The organism is Pseudomonas pichavaramensis (assembly GCF_050473265.1).
Classification (GTDB): domain Bacteria; phylum Pseudomonadota; class Gammaproteobacteria; order Pseudomonadales; family Pseudomonadaceae; genus Aquipseudomonas.
In genome coordinates, this window is sequence record NZ_JBJKFJ010000001.1 from 17,580 (window position 1) to 35,904 (window position 18,325).

The window sequence follows — 18,325 nt, forward strand, 5'->3', positions numbered from 1 at the left end:
GATAGCCTTTTATGAAAATGTGACAGACCGATGACGCGCGCTGGCGGATGACGAAACCGGTCCCTATACTTGCGGCCTTCTCAAAACGGGGGCTTACCCTATGCCTATCAATCCCTTTGTCAGCCTGTTCGGCCGTTCACCCATCGGCCCCATGCAGCAGCATATCGCCAAGGCCCACGAGTGCGCGGCGAACCTGGTGCCCTTTTTCGAGGCCGTAATGGCCGAAGACTGGACCAGGGTTGAGCAGGTACAACAGGAGATGTCCCGGCTGGAGCACGAGGCGGACAAGCTGAAGAAAAGCGTACGCCTGCATCTGCCCAAGAGTCTGTTTCTGCCGGTGCCGCGCTCGGACCTGCTGGAGCTGCTCAGTGTACAGGACAAAGTCGCCAACCGTGCCAAGGACATCGCGGGCCTGATGCTCGGCCGCCAGATGACCATTCCGCAGGCACTGCAGCCGCTGATGGGCACCTACGTGCAGCGTAGCGTCGATGCCAGCGCCCAGGCGCTGAAGGCGATGAACGAGCTGGATGAGCTGCTCGAAACCGGCTTTGCCGGCCGAGAAGCCGAACTGGTGGAAACCCTGATCGAGGAGCTCGGCAATATCGAAAACGATACCGATCGCCTGCAGATCGAGGTTCGTCGCAGCCTGTTCAAGCTGGAGAAGGACCTTCCCCCGGTCGATGTGATGTTCCTCTATCAGATCATCGACTGGATCGGCGATGTCGCCGACCGTGCCCAACGAGTGGGCAACCGACTGGAACAACTGCTGGCGCGCTAAGCGCCAGTGTCCTTTCTGGGATCTACGGATAATTCATTATGTCTCTGATTGCGGACTACGGGCTGGTTCTGCTCGTACTTGCCTGCCTTTTCGGTTTTTTCATGGCCTGGGGCGTCGGCGCCAATGACGTCGCCAATGCAATGGGTACTTCGGTCGGCTCGCGCGCGCTGACCATCAAGCAGGCGATCATCATCGCCATGGTTTTCGAGTTCGCCGGCGCCTACCTGGCCGGCGGGCAGGTGACCGAGACGATCAAGAGCGGCATCGTCGATGCCAGCCTGATCAGCCCCAACCTGATGGTGCTGGGGATGATGTCCGCGCTGCTGGCGGCGGGCACCTGGCTATTGGTCGCCTCGACCAAGGGCTGGCCGGTTTCCACTACGCACTCCATCGTCGGTGCGGTGATCGGTTTCGCCGCTGTCGGTGTCTCGGTCGATGCCGTGCACTGGGGCGGCGTCGGGCCGATCGTCGCCAGCTGGGTCGTCTCGCCGGTGCTGTCCGGCGTGGTCGCCTTTGGCGTGTTCATGAGCGTGCAGAAGCTGATCATCGATACCGACAGTCCCTTCGCCAACGCCAAGCGTTTCGTGCCGATCTATATGTTCCTGACCGGTTTCATGGTTTCGGTGATGACCCTGACCAAGGGCCTCAAACATATCGGCCTGCACCTCTCCGCCTTCGAAGGCTTCATGCTCGCCGTGGGCATCGGCGTCGTGGTGATGCTGATCGGCATCGCTCTGCTCAGCCGCATCAAGGTGGACGTGGAGGCCGACAAGAGCTTCCACTTCGCCAGCGTCGAGAAGGTCTTCGCTGTCCTGATGATCTTCACCGCCTGTTCCATGGCTTTCGCCCACGGTTCCAACGATGTGGCCAACGCCGTCGGCCCGCTGGCGGCCATCGTCGGGGTGATCCAGAGCGGTGGCGAGATGGTCGGTGCCAAGGCCGCATTGCCGGCCTGGGTACTGCTGCTGGGTGCGGTCGGCATCGTCGTCGGTCTGGCCACCTATGGCTACAAGGTGATCGCCACCATCGGCAAGGAAATCACCGAGCTGACTCCCAGCCGCGGCTTTGCTGCCGAACTGGCGACCGCGACCACCGTGGTCGGCGCCTCGGCCATCGGCCTGCCGGTTTCCACCACGCACACCTTGGTCGGTGCCGTGCTTGGGGTGGGCATCGCCCGCGGTATCGGCGCGCTGAACCTGGGCGTGATCGGCAAGATCTTCATGTCCTGGCTGATCACCCTGCCGGTCGGCGCTGCGCTGTCGATCTTCTTCTTCTTCATCCTGCGCGGGCTGTTCGGCGGCGTCTGATTCGGTAAGGGCGGTTCCACCGACAAGGCGATGCCCCTATGATGGGGGCATTGCCTCAGGAGAGCGCCGATGCCCTTGCCGTCCTTTCAAGAGCAGTTCGCCGCGTTGATTGCAGCGCCCTCGGTGAGCTGTACCCAGCCCAACTGGGACCAGACCAACGCGCCCGTGATCGACCTGCTCGCCGCCTGGCTGAGCGATCTTGGCTTCAGCTGTGAGACCCAGCAGGTCGCCCCCGGCAAATTCAACCTGCTCGCCAGTTACGGCAGCGGCCCTGGCGGCCTGGTGCTGGCCGGGCACAGCGACACCGTGCCGTTCGATGCTGCGCTGTGGCAGAGCGATCCACTCAAGCTGACCGAAGTCGGCGACCGTTGGGTCGGCCTCGGCAGTTGCGACATGAAGGGCTTTTTCGCCCTGGCCATCGAGGCGCTGCGTCCGCTGCTCGATCAGACTTTCCAGCAGCCGCTGCTGATTCTCGCTACCTGTGACGAAGAAAGCTCCATGGCCGGCGCTCGCGCGCTGGCCGATGCTGGCCGTCCGTTGGGGCGGGCAGCGGTGATCGGTGAGCCGACCGGCTTGAAGCCCATCCGCCTGCACAAGGGGATAATGATGGAGCGCATCGACATCCTCGGGCAGAGCGGTCACTCTTCCGACCCGTCGCTTGGCCACAGTGCGCTGGAGGCGATGCAGGACGTGATGGGTGAACTGCGTGGCCTGCGCGCGCAGTGGCAGCGCGAGTTCAACAACCCGCAGTTCAGCGTGCCGCAACCGACGCTCAACCTGGGCTGCATTCACGGCGGCGACAACCCCAACCGCATCTGTGGACAGTGTGCGCTGGAGTTCGATCTGCGCCCGTTGCCGGGGATGGACCCGGATGTGCTGCGCGAAGCGATTCGCGGCAAGCTGCAACCGCTGGCGCTCAAGCATCAGGTGCGGATCGACTATGCACCGCTATTCCCTGTCGTGCCGCCCTTCGAACAGAGCGCGGATGCCGAGCTGGTGCGGGTGGCCGAGCGTTTGACCGGGCATACGGCGCAAGCGGTGGCATTTGCCACCGAGGCGTCTTATCTTCAACGCCTTGGCTGCGAGACGCTGGTGCTCGGCCCTGGTGATATCGACTGCGCGCATCAGCCAGGGGAACACCTGGAGCTCTCTCGTATCGAACCTACCGTGACGCTGCTGCGCCAGCTGATCCAACATTACTGCCTGACCCGGAGTGAAGACGTGCAGCGACGATGAGAGGACCTCTCGAACCGAACATGGCGGTCGATTTCCGCCCTACGTCTCGACGCTAACGGATTATTCATGCACGACTACGTCAACTGGCTACGCCACGCTTCGCCCTATATCAATGCTCACCGTGACTGCACCTTCGTGGTCATGCTGCCGGGTGAGGGCGTCGCCCACCCGAACTTCGCCAACATCGTCCACGACTTGGTGCTGCTGCACAGCCTCGGCGTGCGTCTGGTGCTGGTGCACGGCTCGCGTCCGCAGATCGAGACGCGCCTGACCGCTCGCGGCCTGACCCCGCACTATCACCGCGATCTGCGTATTACCGATTCGCCGACCCTGGAATGCGTGATCGACGCAGTAGGCCAGTTGCGCATCGCCATCGAGGCGCGCCTGTCGATGGATATGGCCGCCTCACCGATGCAGGGCGCGCGTTTGCGCCTGACCAGCGGCAACTTCGTTACGGCGCGGCCAATCGGTGTGGTCGACGGCATCGACTATCACCACACCGGCGAAGTGCGCCGCATCGATCGCAAGGGCATCAACCGTCAGCTCGACGAGCGCAGCATCGTGCTGCTGTCGCCACTGGGCTATTCGCCTACCGGGGAAATCTTCAACCTGGCCTGTGAGGATGTCGCCACTCGCGCCGCCATCGACCTGGCTGCGGACAAGCTGCTGCTGTTCGGCGCCGAGGACGGCTTGCTCGACGAGTCGGGCAGGTTGGTGCGCGAACTGCGTCCGCAACAGGTTCCCACACACCTGGCGCGCCTGGGAGGCAACTACCAGGGCGAACTGCTCGATGCCGCTGCCCAGGCCTGCCGTGGCGGCGTAAAGCGCAGCCACATCGTCAGTTATGCCACCGATGGTGCCCTGCTCAGTGAGCTGTTCACTCGTGCTGGGAACGGCACCCTGGTGGCCCAGGAGCAGTTCGAATCCCTGCGCGAGGCGAGCATCGAGGATGTTGGTGGCCTGATCGAGCTGATCAGCCCGCTGGAGGAACAGGGCATTCTGGTGCGCCGCTCACGCGAGGTGCTGGAGCGCGAGATCGAGCAATTCAGCATCGTCGAGCGCGAAGGGCTGATCATTGCCTGCGCGGCGCTGTACCCGATTGCCGATTCCGACTGTGGCGAGCTGGCCTGCCTGGCGGTTAACCCCGAGTATCGCCATGGCGGCCGTGGCGACGAGCTGCTCGAGCGTATCGAGGCCAGGGCGCGGGCGCAGGGGATCAAGACCCTGTTCGTGCTCACCACTCGCACCGCCCACTGGTTCCGCGAGCGCGGTTTTCAGCCGAGCAGCGTCGAGCGTATGCCGACCGCCAGGGCATCGCTGTATAACTACCAGCGTAATTCCAAGGTATTCGAGAAGGCGTTGTAGAGGCGTGGTTTGTGGGAGGGGCTTTAGCCGCCACCTGGCTCGACGATCGGGCTGTTTCGCGGCTAAAGCCCCTCCCACGGCATGTGCGGCGTCGCGAACGTCAGGCGCTGTGCTGCTGCAGGCGCATCTGTTCATGGCCGTCATCCCAGCCTGCCTCCCAGGCGGCCGCGGGAATTTCGTCAGGGTAGGGCTGGCGGCTTCTGCTCTGGCCGGTAAGGCCGGTCATATAGCCTTGCTGGTAGGCCTTGGTCAGGCTTTCCAGGCTCCATTGCGGCGTGGCTTCGTCGGCCATGGGCGCTGCTCGTCTTTCGTCCTTATACCCGGCAATGCTAGCTGGCCAGGCGGCCTCGGGTGTGGCCGCCCATCCCGGCTTTTACTCCGCTGGTTGGCTTTGTGACGCAGTCGACGAATATCGGCTCGGCCATTGGCAGGGGGAGGGTGCGCCGCGCGCACCAAGGCGACCCGGGATATATGCGGTGCGCACGGCGCACCCTACCAGGCCGTTGCAAACCGTAGGTGGTTTTTCAACGGCCTGTTACACGGCCAAAGCCAGGATGCTCGCCTGATAGGCCGCGACGAAGGCGTCGAAGTCGCCGCCGGGTTGTGCTTCCAGTTCAGCCTGTTCGGCCAGGGAGCGCTGCGCTGCCTGCTCGAGGCCTGCTTGCAGCTCGGCGCTGAGAGGCTGGGCGCGGAAGTATTCGGCGTGCTGCAGGCTCTGTTGCAGGGCGAACTCGGTGAAGCTCTTGCCCTGACTCAGAATGGCCAGTACCTGAGCCGATGGCGTCATCTCGACATCGGCAACCTTGGCCTGCTGCTGGGCCAGGGCTTCGATGTGGGCCTTGCCGCCCTGACTGCGGTCGAGCAGCTCGCTCAGTGGCAGGATGCGCTCGAGCAATTCGCTGGCCCAGACCTTGAGCTCCACCTGCTGGCTGCCCTTCTGCAGATGCAGGCCGGGACGACGCCCTTCCTTGACCACCTTGAGGAAGTTGTTGGTGCAGTTGCTGCACTCGCCATTCTCCAGCTGTGGGCTGTCTTCCAGCGCACAGAACAAGAGGAAGGCATCGATGAAGCGTGCCTGCGCCAAGTCGATACCCAGCGGCAGGAAGGGGTTGATGTCCAGGCAGCGCACTTCGACGTACTGCACGCCGCGGCTGGTCAGGGCCTGGATCGGCCGCTCGCCGCTGTGAGTGACGCGCTTCGGGCGGATGCTCGAGTAGTACTCGTTCTCGATCTGCAGGATGTTGGTATTGAGCTGCAGCCACTCGCCGTCACGTTTGGTGCCGGCTTCGACATAGGCCGGATAGGGCGTGCCGACCGCCAGGCGCAGGCTGTCGGTGTAGCTAGCCAGGTCGTTGTAGCAGGGCGTCAGGCCCGACTGCGCGCTGCTCTGGTAGCCCAGATCGCTCATGCGCAGGCTGGTGGCGTAGGGCAGGTACAGGGTGCTGGTGTCCAGCTCCTGCAACTGGTGCGGACGACCGCGCATGAAGCCCTTGTCCAGTGCCGGTGAGGCGCCGAACAGGTACATCAGCAACCAGCTGTAGCGGCGGAAGTTGCGGATCAGCGCGATATAGCGCGCCGACTGGTAGTCGCGTGCGCTCAGCGTGTCGCCTTCGCTCTGCTGTTGCAGCTGCCACAGACGTTCGGGCAGCGAGAAGTTGTAGTGAATGCCGGCGATGCACTGCATGGTCTTGCCGTAACGCAGGGCCAGGCCTTTGCGATAGACGTACTTCAGGCGACCGATGTTGGAGCTGCCGTAACGGGCGATGGGAATGGTTTCCTCGTCCGGCAGGGCGCAGGGCATCGACGGGCTCCACAGCAGCTCGTCGCCGAGCTTGTCACAGGCGAAGCGGTGGATGTTCTCCAGTTCGCCCAGCGTCTGCGCCGGGTCGGTCGCCGTGCCGGTGATGAACTCTAGCAGCGATTCGGAGTAGTCGGTGGTGATCTGCGCATGGGTCAGCGCTGAACCCAGCGCTTGCGGGTGCGGGGTCAGAGCCAGTTGGCCATCGCGGTCGACGCGCAGGCATTCGCGCTCGATACCATGCAGGCATTCACCCAGCAGGGACAGGTTGGCCGGCTCGCCGAGCTGGGCCAGGCGGCGTGAGAGAAGGTCGCTCAAGATGCAATTCCTAACTGGGCAGTCGCCACAATATGGGGATCGCCCCTGCACTCTGCAAGGGGCGACGATGCTCTCACGTTAGACGAGATCGAGCCCGGGCTATTACACGCAGGCGAAGGTGCCTTGTGCCTTGGCGACCAGCTTGTCGCCCTGCAGCACTTCGGCCTCCACCACCTGGGTGCGGCGGCCGGCGTGCAGCACCTTGGCATGGCACAGCACGCTGCCTTCGGACACCGGACGGATGTAGTTGATCTTGCACTCCAGGGTCACGCTGCTCGGCCCGCCATCGCCCAGGCTGTGGCTGGCCTGGCCCATGGCGGTGTCGATCAGCGAGAACAGCGCGCCGCCATGCAGCTTGCCATGCAGGTTACGCAGCTCCTCGGTGAGGGTCAGGCGCACGCGCGCCTCACCGCCACCGGCTTGCAGGATCTCCAGGCCGAGCAGGCGTGAGAAGGCGCTGCTCGAACCGACTTCTTCTGCGCCGCTCATTTCTTCAGCTGCTTGGCGTTGGCGAACAGCGCGGCCATGCCGCCAGTGGCCGGCGCCGGCTTGTCCTGGCTGGAGTAGCGTTCGCTGCGCGGGGTGTTGCCGCCCCGGTTGCCACCGCCACGTTGGCCGCCGCGGTTGCCTTCGATCTTCTCGCCGGGGGTATCGCCCATGCGCATGGACAGGGCGATACGGTTACGTGGGATGTCCACTTCCATCACCTTGACCTTGACCACGTCGCCGGCCTTGACCGCCTCGTGCGGGTCTTTGATGAACTTCTCCGACAGCGCGCTGATGTGTACCAGGCCGTCCTGGTGCACGCCGATGTCGACGAAAGCACCGAAGTTGGTGACGTTGGTCACCACGCCTTCGAGCACCATGCCCAGCTTGAGGTCGTTCAGCGTTTCCACGCCTTCCTGGAACTCGGCGGTCTTGAACTCCGGGCGCGGGTCGCGGCCGGGTTTGTCCAGTTCCTTGAGGATGTCGCCGACGGTGACCAGGCCGAAGCGCTCGTCGGTGAACTTGGCCGGATCCAGGCGCTTGAGGAAGCCCGAGTCGCCGATCAGCGAGCGGATGTCACGCGAGGTATCGGCGGCGATGCGCTGCACCAGCGGGTAGGTTTCCGGGTGCACCGCCGAGGCGTCCAGCGGGTTGTCGCCGTTCATCACACGGAGGAAGCCGGCAGCTTGTTCGAAGGTCTTCTCGCCGAGGCGCGGCACCTTCTTCAGTGCCGCGCGCGAGGCGAAGGCGCCGTTGGCGTCGCGGTACTGCACGATGTTCTGCGCCAGTGTCGCGTTGAGCCCGGAGATGCGCGCCAGCAGGGCGGCGGAAGCGGTGTTCACATCCACGCCGACGGCGTTCACGCAGTCCTCGACCACCGCATCCAGCGAGCGCGCCAGCTTCAGCTGCGACACGTCGTGCTGGTACTGGCCGACGCCGATGGATTTCGGGTCGATCTTCACCAGCTCGGCCAGCGGGTCCTGCAGGCGGCGGGCGATGCTCACCGCGCCACGCAACGACACGTCGAGATCGGGGAATTCGCGCGCGGCCAGTTCCGAGGCCGAGTACACCGAGGCGCCGGCCTCGGAGACCATCACCTTGGTCAGCTTCAGGCCCGGCACCTTCTTGATCAGTTCGGCGGCCAGCTTGTCGGTCTCGCGGCTGGCGGTGCCGTTGCCGATGGAGATCAGGTCGACGCCATGCTTGGCGCACAGTTTGGCGAGGATCGCCAGGGTGCCGTCCCAGTCATTGCGCGGCGCGTGCGGGTAAACGGTGGCGGTTTCCAGCACCTTGCCGGTGGCATCGACCACCGCCACCTTGCAGCCGGTACGCAGGCCCGGGTCCAGCGCCAGGGTGGCGCGCGGGCCGGCCGGGGCGGCCAGCAGCAGGTCGTGCAGGTTACGGGCGAACACGCTGATCGCCTCGTCCTCGGCCTTCTCGCGCAGTTCGCCGAGCAGGTCGGTTTCCAGGTGGTTGTACAGCTTGACCTTCCAGGTCCAGCGCACCACCTCGGCCAGCCACTTGTCGGCGGCGCGGCCCTTGTTTTCCAGGCCGAAGCGCTCGCCGATCATCAGCTCGCACGGGTGCAGGGTGCCCGGCAGCTCTTCGCCGACTTTCAGGCTGGAGCTGAGCACGCCTTCGTTACGCCCGCGGAAGATCGCCAGCGCACGGTGCGACGGCACGCCCTTGAGCGCTTCATCGTGCTCGAAGTAGTCGCTGAACTTGGCCCCTTCGCTTTCCTTGCCTGGCACCAGGCGGGCGCTGAGGGTGGCGTTGTCCTTGAGGAAGCTGCGCAGCTTGTCGAGCAGGCTGGCGTCTTCGGCGAAGCGCTCCATGAGGATGTACTTGGCGCCTTCGAGCACGGCCTTGCTATCGGCGAAGCCTTTTTCGGCGTCGATAAAGCGCTCGGCTTCCTGCTCGGGCGTCAGGTTCGGGTCGTTGAACAGCGCGTCGGCCAGCTCGCCGAGGCCGGCTTCCAGGGCGATCTGGCCCTTGGTGCGGCGCTTCTGCTTGTATGGCAGGTAGAGGTCTTCGAGGCGGGTCTTGGTGTCGGCCAGGTCGATCTCGCGCTTGAGCTCCGGGGTCAGCTTGCCCTGCTCTTCGATGCTGGCGAGGATCGCGCCGCGACGCTCGTCCAGCTCGCGCAGGTAGCGCAGGCGCTCTTCAAGATGGCGCAGTTGGGTGTCGTCGAGGCTACCGGTGACTTCCTTGCGGTAACGGGCGATGAAGGGCACGGTAGAGCCTTCATCGAGCAGGCCCACGGCGGCTTCGACCTGTTGCGGGCGCACGCCCAGTTCTTCGGCGATGCGCTTGTTGATGCTGTCCATATAAAGCTACCCACGCTGGTACGACAGGGCGGCCGCATTAGAGCGGCCGACTACGAAAGCGGCGCATTATAAACACCGCATCCACCGTCGCTGAGAACCGTTCGGGGAAAAATCTGCTAACAATGGCTAGAGCGCCCACGTAGGCGCCTGAGCGATAATGCCGCCACTCGCCGTCCATCGTACGGCTGTACTAGGAGACGCCATGACCCAGTCCGCCCCCGCCACTGAAGGCGAGAAGATCCTCATCGTCGATGACGACGCCCGTCTGCGCCGACTGCTCGAGCGCTTTTTCGATGAGCAGGGCTACCGGGTACGCGCCGTGGAAAACGTCGAGCAGATGGACCGTCTGCTGGCCCGCGAACTGTTCAACCTGGTGGTGCTCGACCTGATGCTGCCGGGCGAGGACGGGCTTTCCGCCTGCCGCCGCCTGCGTGAGTCGAACAACCAGATTCCGATCATCATGCTCACCGCCAAGGGTGACGAGTCCAGCCGTATCCAGGGCCTGGAACTGGGCGCCGACGATTATCTGGCCAAGCCCTTCAACCCGCGCGAACTGTTGGCGCGGATCAAGGCGGTGTTGCGCCGTCAGGCGCCTGTGGTACCAGGCGCGCCAGGTTCCGAGGATGAGAGCGTCAGCTTCGGTGACTATGAGTTGTCGCTGGCCACCCGCGAGCTGAGAAAGGGTGAGGAAGTGCACATGCTCACCACCGGTGAGTTCGCTGTGCTCAAGGCGCTGGTACAGCATGCGCGCGAGCCGCTGACCCGCGACAAACTGATGAACCTGGCGCGTGGTCGCGAGTGGGATGCGCTGGAGCGTTCCATCGACGTGCAGATTTCGCGTCTGCGCCGCCTGATCGAGCCGGACCCATCGAAACCGCGCTATATCCAGACCGTCTGGGGCGTGGGTTACGTGTTCGTGCCGGACGGCAACAAGTAAGCGTGCCCATTCGCGGCTAAAGCCGCTCCCACAAAGCACCGCCACGTAGGATGGGCTGAGCGCAGCTATACCCATCCCGGGCGCTCGGCGTCCAGGGGGCGGGCGATGGCGCAGAGCACCATGCCGTTGGGTTCCCACGCAGAGTGTGGGAACCATCAAGCACTGTACTGCACAACAATTAATCCCCTTTTTTGCGGGGCTGCACGGATCTTCAACTCCCCCATGAAAACCCCGCTCTGGTTCCCGCAAAGCTTCTTCGCTCGCACCCTCTGGCTGGTGCTGGTGGTCGTGCTGTTCTCCAAGGCGCTGACGCTGGTTTACCTGATGATGAACGAGGATGTGCTGGTCGATCGCCAGTACAGTCACGGCGCGGCGCTGACCCTGCGGGCTTACTGGGCCGCCAATCCGGACGACCGCGACCATATCGCTCAGGCCGCCGGGCTCAAGCGCATTCCGCGCGACAAGGTACCGGCCAGCGAGCAGCACTGGCCGTACAGCGAGATCTTCCAGCGGCAGATGCAGACCGAGCTCGGCCCGGATACCGAAACGCGCGTGCGCGCCACCACGCCACCGGCGCTGTGGGTGCGGGCACCGAGTCTGGGTGATGGTTGGGTACGTGTTCCCATGTACCCGCACCCGCTGCGCGGCCAGCGGATCTGGAGCGTACTGGGCTGGTTCCTTGGCATCGGTCTGCTGTCCACCGCCGCTGCCTGGATCTTCGTACGTCAGCTCAGCGCCCCGCTCAAGCGTCTGGTCTATGCGGCCCGCCAGCTGGGGCAGGGACGTAGCGTGCGCTTGCCGATCAGTGACACGCCGAGCGAGATGACCGAGGTTTATCGCGCGTTCAACCAGATGGCCGAGGATGTCGAGCAGGCCGGGCGTGAGCGCGAGCTGATGCTGGCAGGTGTTTCCCATGACCTGCGCACCCCGCTGACGCGCCTGCGCCTGGCACTGGAATTCATGGAAAACGATTCCGAACTGGCCGAGGACATGGTGCGCGATATCGAGGACATGGACGCCATTCTCGATCAGTTCCTCGCCTTTATCCGCGACGGCCGCGACGAGCCGGTGGAGGAGGCGAACTTCCCAGAGTTGGTGCGCGAAACCCTGGCTCCCTACAACCAGGGCAGTGAGCGTGTGCGCCTGTGCCTGGAGTCTATCCCGCCCTTCCCGCTGCGCCGGGTATCGATCAAGCGGCTGCTCACCAACCTGGTGGAAAACGCCCTCAATCATGGCGGCGGCGATGCCGTGGAAGTGGTTGCCAGTTTGGCCGGTGACCACAATGCGCCCTACGTGGTGCTCAGCGTGTTGGACCGGGGCAACGGCATCGACCCGACCGAACTGGACAGCATCTTCAACCCCTTCATCCGCGGTGACCGTGCCCGTGGCGGGCGTGGAACCGGTCTCGGCCTGGCCATCGTCAAGCGCATTGCGGCGCTGCATGGCGGCAGTGTCGAACTACGCAACCGCAGTGGCGGTGGTCTCGAGGCGCGAGTGCGCCTGCCGCTTGGTCTGTTGCTGCCTCGCGACGCGGTCTAGCCGAGCGATCTGTGCGGTGTTAGGGTGCTGGCGATATGCTGCCAAGCGCTCTGGCGCCTTGGCTATGCTGTGCCAGCGCATCGATTCGAGGCTTGCATGCCCGCTGTCCTCCCTGACCGCTTGCCCAAATGGACCTGGTGGCTGCCGCTGCCGATTTTCCATCTGGGAACCTGGATATCCCTGTCGACTCGTCTGAGTGACGGTGTGGCGCTGTGCTATCTGCCTCTGGTGCTCGGTCTGCTGCTGTGTCTCTGGTGGGGGCCGCGAGTCTTGCCGGCGCTCTACCTGAACGCCTTTTTGAGCGTGCCGCTATGGGGGCTGCCATGGCAGTGGGCAGCGCTCTACGCCCTGCCGGAAACGGCGGCCGTTGCCCTGGGCTGGTGGTTGCTGCAACGGCGAACCTTCGATCCAGCCCTGGGGCGCCTGGGCGACTTGCTGCGGTTTCTCGCCTTTGGCGTGTTGATGCCGGCGACCCTGCTGGGGCTCGGTTTGCAGACCAACCTGTGGCTGACCGGTTATCAGCTGGGTGAGCATTGGGCCCAGGCCAGCCTGGCACTGTGGTTGAGCGACAGCATCAACCTGATCGCCTTGGCCACTCCGCTGCTGGCATTTGTCAGCCCTCTGCTGCGCGCTCGCGGTTGGTTGACAGAGCGCTCCGTGACCAGTGCGCCAGCGTTGCTCATCAGCCGCTCTCTGCCTGGTTGGTTATTGGCGATCGTGATTTTCCTGGCGCTGTTGGCACTCAGTATGAGCCTGCCGGCCCAGCTCGCCTTACCGCTGTTGGGCCTCAGCATGCTGGTATTGGCGCTGCGACATGCCTTTGCCGGAGCCCTGTATGGCGTGCTGCTGGTGTTCGCTGCGACCCTGCCGGTTGCGCTGCTACACAGTAGCTCCAGCTTTACCGAGCTGGATCTGCAACGGCTGCAGTTGCAGTTCACGGCGCTGTTGCTGATGGGCTCAACGCTGCTGGTCGGGCGCGCGCTCGGCGATTTGCGCCAGTCACTGGCCCGCAGCGCGCAGATGCAGCAACAACTGGCGCGCGCCAACCTGGCGATGGATGCCAGCCCTCTGGGCGTGACCATTGCCGATGCGCGTCAGGATGATCTGCCACTGGTTTATTGCAACGAAGCCTTCAGTCAGATAACCGGTTACAGCGCCCAGGAGGTACTGGGCCGAAATTGCCGCTTCCTGCTTGGGACCGAGCCTGGCCAGAGCGCCGCGCAACCGCTGCGTAGTGCCCTGCGTGAAGGTCGCAGTGGCCATGCGGTAGTACGCAACTATCGCAAGGATGGGCGGCCATTCTGGAACGAAGTGGTGCTGGCGCCGATGCGCGACGATCGGGGCATCAGCCACTTCGTCGGCCTGCAGCACGATGTCACCGAGCGTGTCGAACTGGCTGCCAAGGTCGAGCAGCAGCGCACGCAGTTGCTGCGCCAGAGTCACCTGTTCAGCCAGATCGAAGACATTGCCAGTCTCGGTGGCTGGGTGCTGGAAGTCAGCGATTACAGCATGTTCTGGAGCGATGGCTGTTATCGCATCGTCAATCGCGATATTCAGCAGGGGCAACCCGATCTGCAGCAGACGCTGGCCTATTACGACACGCCCAGCCAGGCGCTGATCATGCAGACGCTACAGGCGGCGCTCAACGGTCTGGATGATCTGGATATCGAGGTGCGTCTGGTCAGTCATCTGGGCGGGCGCCTGATCCGCTTGCGCGGTATGACCGAGCGTGATGGCGATGGCAGCCTGATGCGTATCTATGGCGTGGTGCAGGACATCAGTGAACGTAAGCGTACCGAATCGCAGCTGCGTGAACGTGACGAGCGCCTGCGTCTGTTCTTCGAGGCGCCGCTGATCGGTATGGCCCTGACGACACAGAGCTTCGGTTGGGAGGAGGTCAATCAGAAGCTCTGCAGCATCCTGGGGCGCAGTCGCGAGGAGCTGCTGGCCTGTCGCTGGGAGCAGTTGTCGCATGCCGAGGATCTCGCCACCGAGCAGGCCAAGCTGGAGCCTGTGTTGCAGGGCGAGAGTGACGGTTTCGAGATGGACAAGCGCTTCCTACGTGCTGACGGTCAGGAGGTATTCACTCGGGTCAGCCTGCGCGCCGTTCGTGGCGCAGGCGTCAGGCAGACATTGTTCCTGTTGCTGGTCGAGGACATCAGTGCCCGGCGCGAGGCCGAAGCGCGTTATCGCACCTTAGTCGAGCATGCGCCCGAGGCCATCCTGTTGTTCAGCCCGGAGGGCGGCATCGTCGAATGCAACGAGAATGCGCTGCGCTTGTTCCGCCATCGTCGCGACGGCCTGCTCGGCAAGTCGATTCAGGACATCAGCCCGGCGCGCCAGGCCGATGGGCGCTTGTCTTCGCGCTCCGGCAAGGAATTCCTGCGCCAGGCTATCGCTGGCGAGGCACCGGTATTCGAGTGGACTCACCGTGATAGTGCTGGCCGCCAGTTGCCCTGTGAGGTACGCCTGGTGCGCATGCCTGGCGAGGCGTTGCTGATCCGTGCCAGCGTCACCGATATCTCTGAACGGCAGCGCTACCAGCGCGAGATCGAGCGTCTGGCCTACAGCGACGAGCTGACCGGCCTGCCCAATCGTCGCCTGTTGCTCGACCGGCTGCAGCACGCCATGGATCGCGAGAATCGCGAGGGCAGTATGGGCGCCTTGCTGTTCATCGATCTTGACCATTTCAAGACCGTCAATGACAGCCTGGGTCATCTGGTCGGCGACGCGCTGTTGCGTGAGGTCACCACCCGTCTGGCGGCCGAGCTGCGTACCGAGGACACCCTGGCGCGTCTTGGCGGCGACGAGTTCGTCGTGCTGCTCGAGGCGTTGGGCCAGGAGCCCAAGGCAGTTGGTGAACATGCCGCGGCGGTCGGTGAAAAGCTGCTGCGCTGCCTGCAGGGCAGCTGTCTGATCGACGGGCATGAGCTGGCCATCAGCGCCAGTATCGGTATCGCCCTGCACCCGATGGGCTTGCAGCATGCTGCGGATATTCTCAAACAGGCCGACACGGCGATGTACCGGGCCAAGCATGCCGGACGCAATGCCCTGCATTTCTTCGCACCGGAGATGCAGGCGGCCATCGACCAACGCCTGCAGCTGCAGAGCGAGCTGCGGCAGGCGCTCGCTCGTCAGCAGTTGCAGCTGGTATTCCAGCCGCAGTTGCTGCTGGCCGACGACTCCGTCGCCGGTGCCGAGGTGTTGCTGCGCTGGCTGCACCCCGAGCGGGGCGAGATCGGGCCGGATCAGTTCATTCCTCTTGCCGAAGAAACCGGGCTGATCCAGGAAATCGGCGAGTGGGTGCTGGAGCAGGCCTGCGCGGCCCTGGCACGCTGGCAGGCGCAGTGGCCGCAGCTGGTGCTGGCGGTCAATCTCAGTCCGCGCGAGCTACGTCAGGTTGAATGCGTCGAGCGTGTCGAAGAGTGCCTGCGGCGCCACGGCGTGCCGGCGCAGGCGCTGGAGCTGGAAATCACCGAGGGTGTGCTGGTCGAGGACGTCGAGCGCTGCATCGGCAACATGCAGCGGCTCAAGCAGCAGGGTGTGCGCTTCGCCATCGATGATTTCGGCACTGGCTACTCGTCGCTGACCTACCTCAAGCGCCTGCCGCTGGATCGTCTGAAGATCGACCGCAGTTTCGTCGCCGACCTCGATAGCGATACCAGCGGGCGCATGCTGGTGCAGACCATCCTGATGATCGCGCGTAACCTGGGGCTGGAATGCGTGGCCGAGGGCATCGAGCGCGACAGCCAGCTGGCGCTGCTGCGTGAGCAAGAGTGCACCCTGGGCCAGGGTTATCTGTTCGGCCGGCCCATGGCCGAGGCCGAGTTCCTGGCGTGGATGCAGAGCCGGCTTACCAACTGAGGTGGGTGCCGCTCAGGCGCGCCTGCTGTCCGCAGGGCCAGGCAAAGTTGCTGTCGCCATGGCCACTGGGCAACTCGCCATAGAGCGGGATACCCAGCGGTGCCAGGTAATCGCTGAAGATCTGCTCCAGGCTGTGATGGACACCGCGCCTCGGGCAGTCGGTGAAACCGCCGAGGCAAACCGCGCGGGGCCGCTTGCCGGCAAAGCTCTGTAGCAATTGCCAGAGACTGCGCTCCAGGCGGTAGTAGGGTTCGCCGACATCTTCCAGAATCAGGATCGCGTCGTCCGCCAGTTGCAGCTGTGCCGCTGTGCCGCAGGCACTGGCCAGCGCAGTGAGATTGCCGCCCTGCAACTGCCCTTCGATACGGTGCGTGGGGCCGCTGATATGGCGTACAGGCAACTGGCGGATCTTTCCATTGAGCAGATCCCAGAGTGCCTGCATCGACGCCAGGCGCTCGCGCTGGCCGTTGGGCGCCGCGAGCACCTGGTGTCCGAGTGCGCTGGCCACCGGGCCATGAATCGCTGGCAGGCCGTGCTGGCGTAAGGCGTCGAGCAGGATCGACAGATCGGAGAAGCCGATCAGCGGGCGCGGGCTGGCCTGTTGCAGCAAGGCCCAGTCGATATCGGTTACCAGCTGCGCGCAGCCGTAGCCGCCACGCAGGCACCAGACGGCATCGATATCGGGCAGGCTGAAGGCCTGGTGCAGGTCCTCCAGGCGCTGCTCCGGCGTGCCGGCCAGATAGCGGTGACGAGCACGCACGTGTCGGCCCAGGTGATAACGCACGCCAAGCACCTCGAGCTGCGCCAGGGTCGCTTCGAGTACGTCTTCGGCAATAGCTGCTGCCGGGGCGATCAGCGCCAGGCGGCCGGCGAACACCGGGTTCATCCACGCCCCTTGGTGCGGGTCTGGCCGGGTTCGGCGTTCTTTTCCAGGTACTGGATGATCATGCCGGCCACATCCTTGCTGGTGGTGGTCTCGATGCCTTCCAGGCCTGGCGAGGAGTTCACCTCCATCACCAGCGGGCCGTGGTTGGAGCGCAGGATATCCACCCCGGCGACGTTCAGGCCCATCACCCGCGCGGCGCGCACGGCGGTCATGCGTTCTTCCGGGGTGATCTTGATCAGGCTCGCGCTGCCGCCACGGTGCAGGTTGGAGCGGAACTCGCCGGCCTTGGCCTGGCGCTTCATCGCCGCGATCACCTTGTCGCCGACCACGAAGCAGCGGATGTCGGCACCGCCCGCCTCCTGGATGTATTCCTGCACCATGATGTCCTGCTTGAGGCCGAGGAAGGCCTCGATCACCGACTCGGCAGCCTTGTGCGTCTCGGCCAGGACCACGCCCATGCCCTGGGTGCCTTCCAGCACCTTGATCACCAGTGGGGCGCCGCCGACCATCTGGATCAGGTCGGGGATATCGTCCGGCGAGTGGGCGAAGCCGGTCACCGGCAGGCCGATGCCCTTGCGCGACAGCAATTGCAGAGCACGCAGCTTGTCCCGAGAGCGGCTGATGGCCACCGACTCGTTGAGCGGGTAGACGCCCATCATCTCGAACTGGCGCAGCACCGCGCAGCCATAGAAGGTCACCGAGGCGCCGATCCGCGGGATCACCGCATCGAAGCCTTCCAGCGCCTGGCCGCGGTAGTGAATCTGCGGCTTGTGGCTGGCGATGTTCATGTAGGCGCGCAGGGTATCGATCACCACCATTTCGTGGCCACGCTGCTGGCCGGCCTCCACCAGACGGCGGGTGGAATACAGACGCGGGTTACGCGACAGCACGGCGATCTTCATTGGGCACCTGGAAGGGACGAGGAAAGTGAGGGTTTGTCCTGCACGTAGCTGAGTGCAGGGTTGACCACCAGTTGGCCGGTGATCAGCGCCTTGGAACCGAGCAGTACGCGATAGCGCATGGTCTTGCGGCAGGCCAGGGTGAACTCCACTGGCCACAGCAGATCGCCCAGGGCCAGCTGAGTACGAATGACGTAACGGCTCTGTGCCTGACCGTTGGAACTCTTGATGCGTTTGACCGAGACCAGTTGCGCCTCGCAGCGATGGCGGCGCTGTACCTGGGTGCCGAGGTAGGCGGTGAAGCGCACCCAGTCCTCGCCGTCGCGCTGAAAGGGCTGGATATCGCTGGCGTGCAGGCTCGAGGTGCTGGCGCCGGTATCGATCTTGGCGCGCAAACCGACGATGCCGAGTTCGGGCAGATTGATCCACTCGCGTAGGCCGATCACGCTTAGCTGGTCGAAAGTCTTCAAGGCAGTGGTATTCCCCTGAGGCGACAGCGCCTATGATTCCGCGCATTCTAGTTGTGTGGTGTGACAACTGCATCTGCCGCGCATTGGCGAATGTGAAATCCCTTCAGAGAGTGAG

The 18,325-nt window shown here is 64.3% G+C and carries 14 protein-coding genes; 7 read left to right on the top strand and 7 right to left on the bottom strand.

Going from position 1 to position 18,325, the window contains the following annotated elements; genetic code table 11:
- Positions 1 to 100 precede the first annotated feature (100 nt).
- The 4 genes from ACJRW5_RS00075 (at position 101) to argA (ending at position 4,686) form a co-directional block, all read left to right on the top strand.
- The gene (locus tag ACJRW5_RS00075; protein WP_484568504.1) at positions 101 to 778 is read left to right on the top strand and encodes a TIGR00153 family protein; all 678 of its coding nucleotides are present in this window, start codon (positions 101 to 103) and stop codon (positions 776 to 778) included.
- A gap of 38 nt (positions 779 to 816) precedes the next feature.
- Positions 817 to 2,085, top strand: coding sequence for an inorganic phosphate transporter (locus ACJRW5_RS00080; protein ID WP_484568505.1), 1,269 nt, complete (start codon positions 817 to 819; stop codon positions 2,083 to 2,085).
- A 69-nt stretch (positions 2,086 to 2,154) separates the two neighbouring features.
- The gene (gene argE / locus ACJRW5_RS00085) at positions 2,155 to 3,321 is read left to right on the top strand and encodes an acetylornithine deacetylase (protein WP_484568506.1); all 1,167 of its coding nucleotides are present in this window, start codon (positions 2,155 to 2,157) and stop codon (positions 3,319 to 3,321) included.
- A gap of 66 nt (positions 3,322 to 3,387) precedes the next feature.
- Positions 3,388 to 4,686 carry an amino-acid N-acetyltransferase gene (gene argA / locus ACJRW5_RS00090; protein WP_484568507.1) on the top strand — a complete coding sequence of 433 codons (1,299 nt, stop codon included), beginning with the start codon at positions 3,388 to 3,390 and terminating at the stop codon, positions 4,684 to 4,686.
- A gap of 100 nt (positions 4,687 to 4,786) precedes the next feature.
- On the opposite strand, the gene rmf is transcribed toward argA, so the two are convergent.
- From rmf to ACJRW5_RS00110, 4 genes are all read right to left on the bottom strand, one after another.
- The gene (gene rmf / locus ACJRW5_RS00095) at positions 4,787 to 4,978 is read right to left on the bottom strand and encodes a ribosome modulation factor (RefSeq protein ID WP_484568508.1); all 192 of its coding nucleotides are present in this window, start codon (positions 4,976 to 4,978) and stop codon (positions 4,787 to 4,789) included.
- A gap of 243 nt (positions 4,979 to 5,221) precedes the next feature.
- Positions 5,222 to 6,802 (bottom strand): glutamate--cysteine ligase, encoded by a 1,581-nt coding sequence (gene gshA / locus ACJRW5_RS00100; RefSeq protein ID WP_484568509.1) that lies wholly within the window; start codon positions 6,800 to 6,802, stop codon positions 5,222 to 5,224.
- Between the two features lie 102 nt (positions 6,803 to 6,904).
- Positions 6,905 to 7,291, bottom strand: coding sequence for a PaaI family thioesterase (locus tag ACJRW5_RS00105; protein ID WP_484568510.1), 387 nt, complete (start codon positions 7,289 to 7,291; stop codon positions 6,905 to 6,907).
- Positions 7,288 to 9,615 carry a Tex family protein gene (locus tag ACJRW5_RS00110; protein WP_484568511.1) on the bottom strand — a complete coding sequence of 776 codons (2,328 nt, stop codon included), beginning with the start codon at positions 9,613 to 9,615 and terminating at the stop codon, positions 7,288 to 7,290. Before ACJRW5_RS00110 ends, ACJRW5_RS00105 begins: the two co-directional genes overlap by 4 nt.
- A 202-nt stretch (positions 9,616 to 9,817) precedes the next feature.
- On the opposite strand from ACJRW5_RS00110, the gene ompR reads away from it, so the two are divergent.
- The 3 genes from ompR to ACJRW5_RS00125 all read left to right on the top strand — a co-directional run bounded on the left by ompR (position 9,818) and on the right by ACJRW5_RS00125 (position 15,955).
- Positions 9,818 to 10,552 (top strand): osmolarity response regulator transcription factor OmpR, encoded by a 735-nt coding sequence (gene ompR, locus ACJRW5_RS00115; protein WP_484568512.1) that lies wholly within the window; start codon positions 9,818 to 9,820, stop codon positions 10,550 to 10,552.
- Positions 10,553 to 10,774: 222 nt separating this feature from the next.
- Entirely contained in the window at positions 10,775 to 12,091 is a 1,317-nt protein-coding gene (locus ACJRW5_RS00120) for an ATP-binding protein (protein ID WP_484568513.1), read from the top strand.
- 96 nt (positions 12,092 to 12,187) lie between these two features.
- Positions 12,188 to 15,955, top strand: a complete 3,768-nt coding sequence (locus ACJRW5_RS00125) for a bifunctional diguanylate cyclase/phosphodiesterase (protein WP_484568514.1) — start codon at positions 12,188 to 12,190, stop codon at positions 15,953 to 15,955.
- On the opposite strand, the gene ACJRW5_RS00130 is transcribed toward ACJRW5_RS00125, so the two are convergent.
- Genes ACJRW5_RS00130 through rimB form a run of 3 tightly spaced genes read right to left on the bottom strand, consistent with a single transcriptional unit; the run spans position 15,945 to position 18,210 of the window.
- On the bottom strand, positions 15,945 to 16,841 hold the full coding sequence (locus ACJRW5_RS00130; protein WP_484568515.1) for a S66 peptidase family protein: 897 nt from the start codon (positions 16,839 to 16,841) through the stop codon (positions 15,945 to 15,947). The genes ACJRW5_RS00125 and ACJRW5_RS00130 overlap by 11 nt on opposite strands.
- Positions 16,838 to 17,743 carry a 30S ribosomal protein S6--L-glutamate ligase gene (gene rimK / locus ACJRW5_RS00135; protein WP_484568516.1) on the bottom strand — a complete coding sequence of 302 codons (906 nt, stop codon included), beginning with the start codon at positions 17,741 to 17,743 and terminating at the stop codon, positions 16,838 to 16,840. Before rimK ends, ACJRW5_RS00130 begins: the two co-directional genes overlap by 4 nt.
- Positions 17,740 to 18,210 (bottom strand): retropepsin-like aspartic endopeptidase RimB, encoded by a 471-nt coding sequence (gene rimB, locus ACJRW5_RS00140; RefSeq protein ID WP_484568517.1) that lies wholly within the window; start codon positions 18,208 to 18,210, stop codon positions 17,740 to 17,742. The genes rimK and rimB overlap by 4 nt, the downstream gene beginning before the upstream one ends.
- Positions 18,211 to 18,325: the final 115 nt, after the last annotated feature.

Excerpts from the sequence above, each read along its gene's own strand:
- ACJRW5_RS00075 (WP_484568504.1), top strand. The coding sequence starts at position 101 with ATGCCTATCAATCCCTTTGTCAGCCTGTTCGGCCGTTCACCCATCGGC.
- ACJRW5_RS00080 (WP_484568505.1), top strand. The coding sequence starts at position 817 with ATGTCTCTGATTGCGGACTACGGGCTGGTTCTGCTCGTACTTGCCTGC.
- argE (WP_484568506.1), top strand. The coding sequence starts at position 2,155 with ATGCCCTTGCCGTCCTTTCAAGAGCAGTTCGCCGCGTTGATTGCAGCG.
- argA (WP_484568507.1), top strand. The coding sequence starts at position 3,388 with ATGCACGACTACGTCAACTGGCTACGCCACGCTTCGCCCTATATCAAT.
- rmf (WP_484568508.1), bottom strand. The coding sequence starts at position 4,978 with ATGGCCGACGAAGCCACGCCGCAATGGAGCCTGGAAAGCCTGACCAAG.
- ACJRW5_RS00105 (WP_484568510.1), bottom strand. The coding sequence starts at position 7,291 with ATGAGCGGCGCAGAAGAAGTCGGTTCGAGCAGCGCCTTCTCACGCCTG.
- ACJRW5_RS00110 (WP_484568511.1), bottom strand. The coding sequence starts at position 9,615 with ATGGACAGCATCAACAAGCGCATCGCCGAAGAACTGGGCGTGCGCCCG.
- ompR (WP_484568512.1), top strand. The coding sequence starts at position 9,818 with ATGACCCAGTCCGCCCCCGCCACTGAAGGCGAGAAGATCCTCATCGTC.
- ACJRW5_RS00120 (WP_484568513.1), top strand. The coding sequence starts at position 10,775 with ATGAAAACCCCGCTCTGGTTCCCGCAAAGCTTCTTCGCTCGCACCCTC.
- ACJRW5_RS00125 (WP_484568514.1), top strand. The coding sequence starts at position 12,188 with ATGCCCGCTGTCCTCCCTGACCGCTTGCCCAAATGGACCTGGTGGCTG.
- ACJRW5_RS00130 (WP_484568515.1), bottom strand. The coding sequence starts at position 16,841 with ATGAACCCGGTGTTCGCCGGCCGCCTGGCGCTGATCGCCCCGGCAGCA.
- rimK (WP_484568516.1), bottom strand. The coding sequence starts at position 17,743 with ATGAAGATCGCCGTGCTGTCGCGTAACCCGCGTCTGTATTCCACCCGC.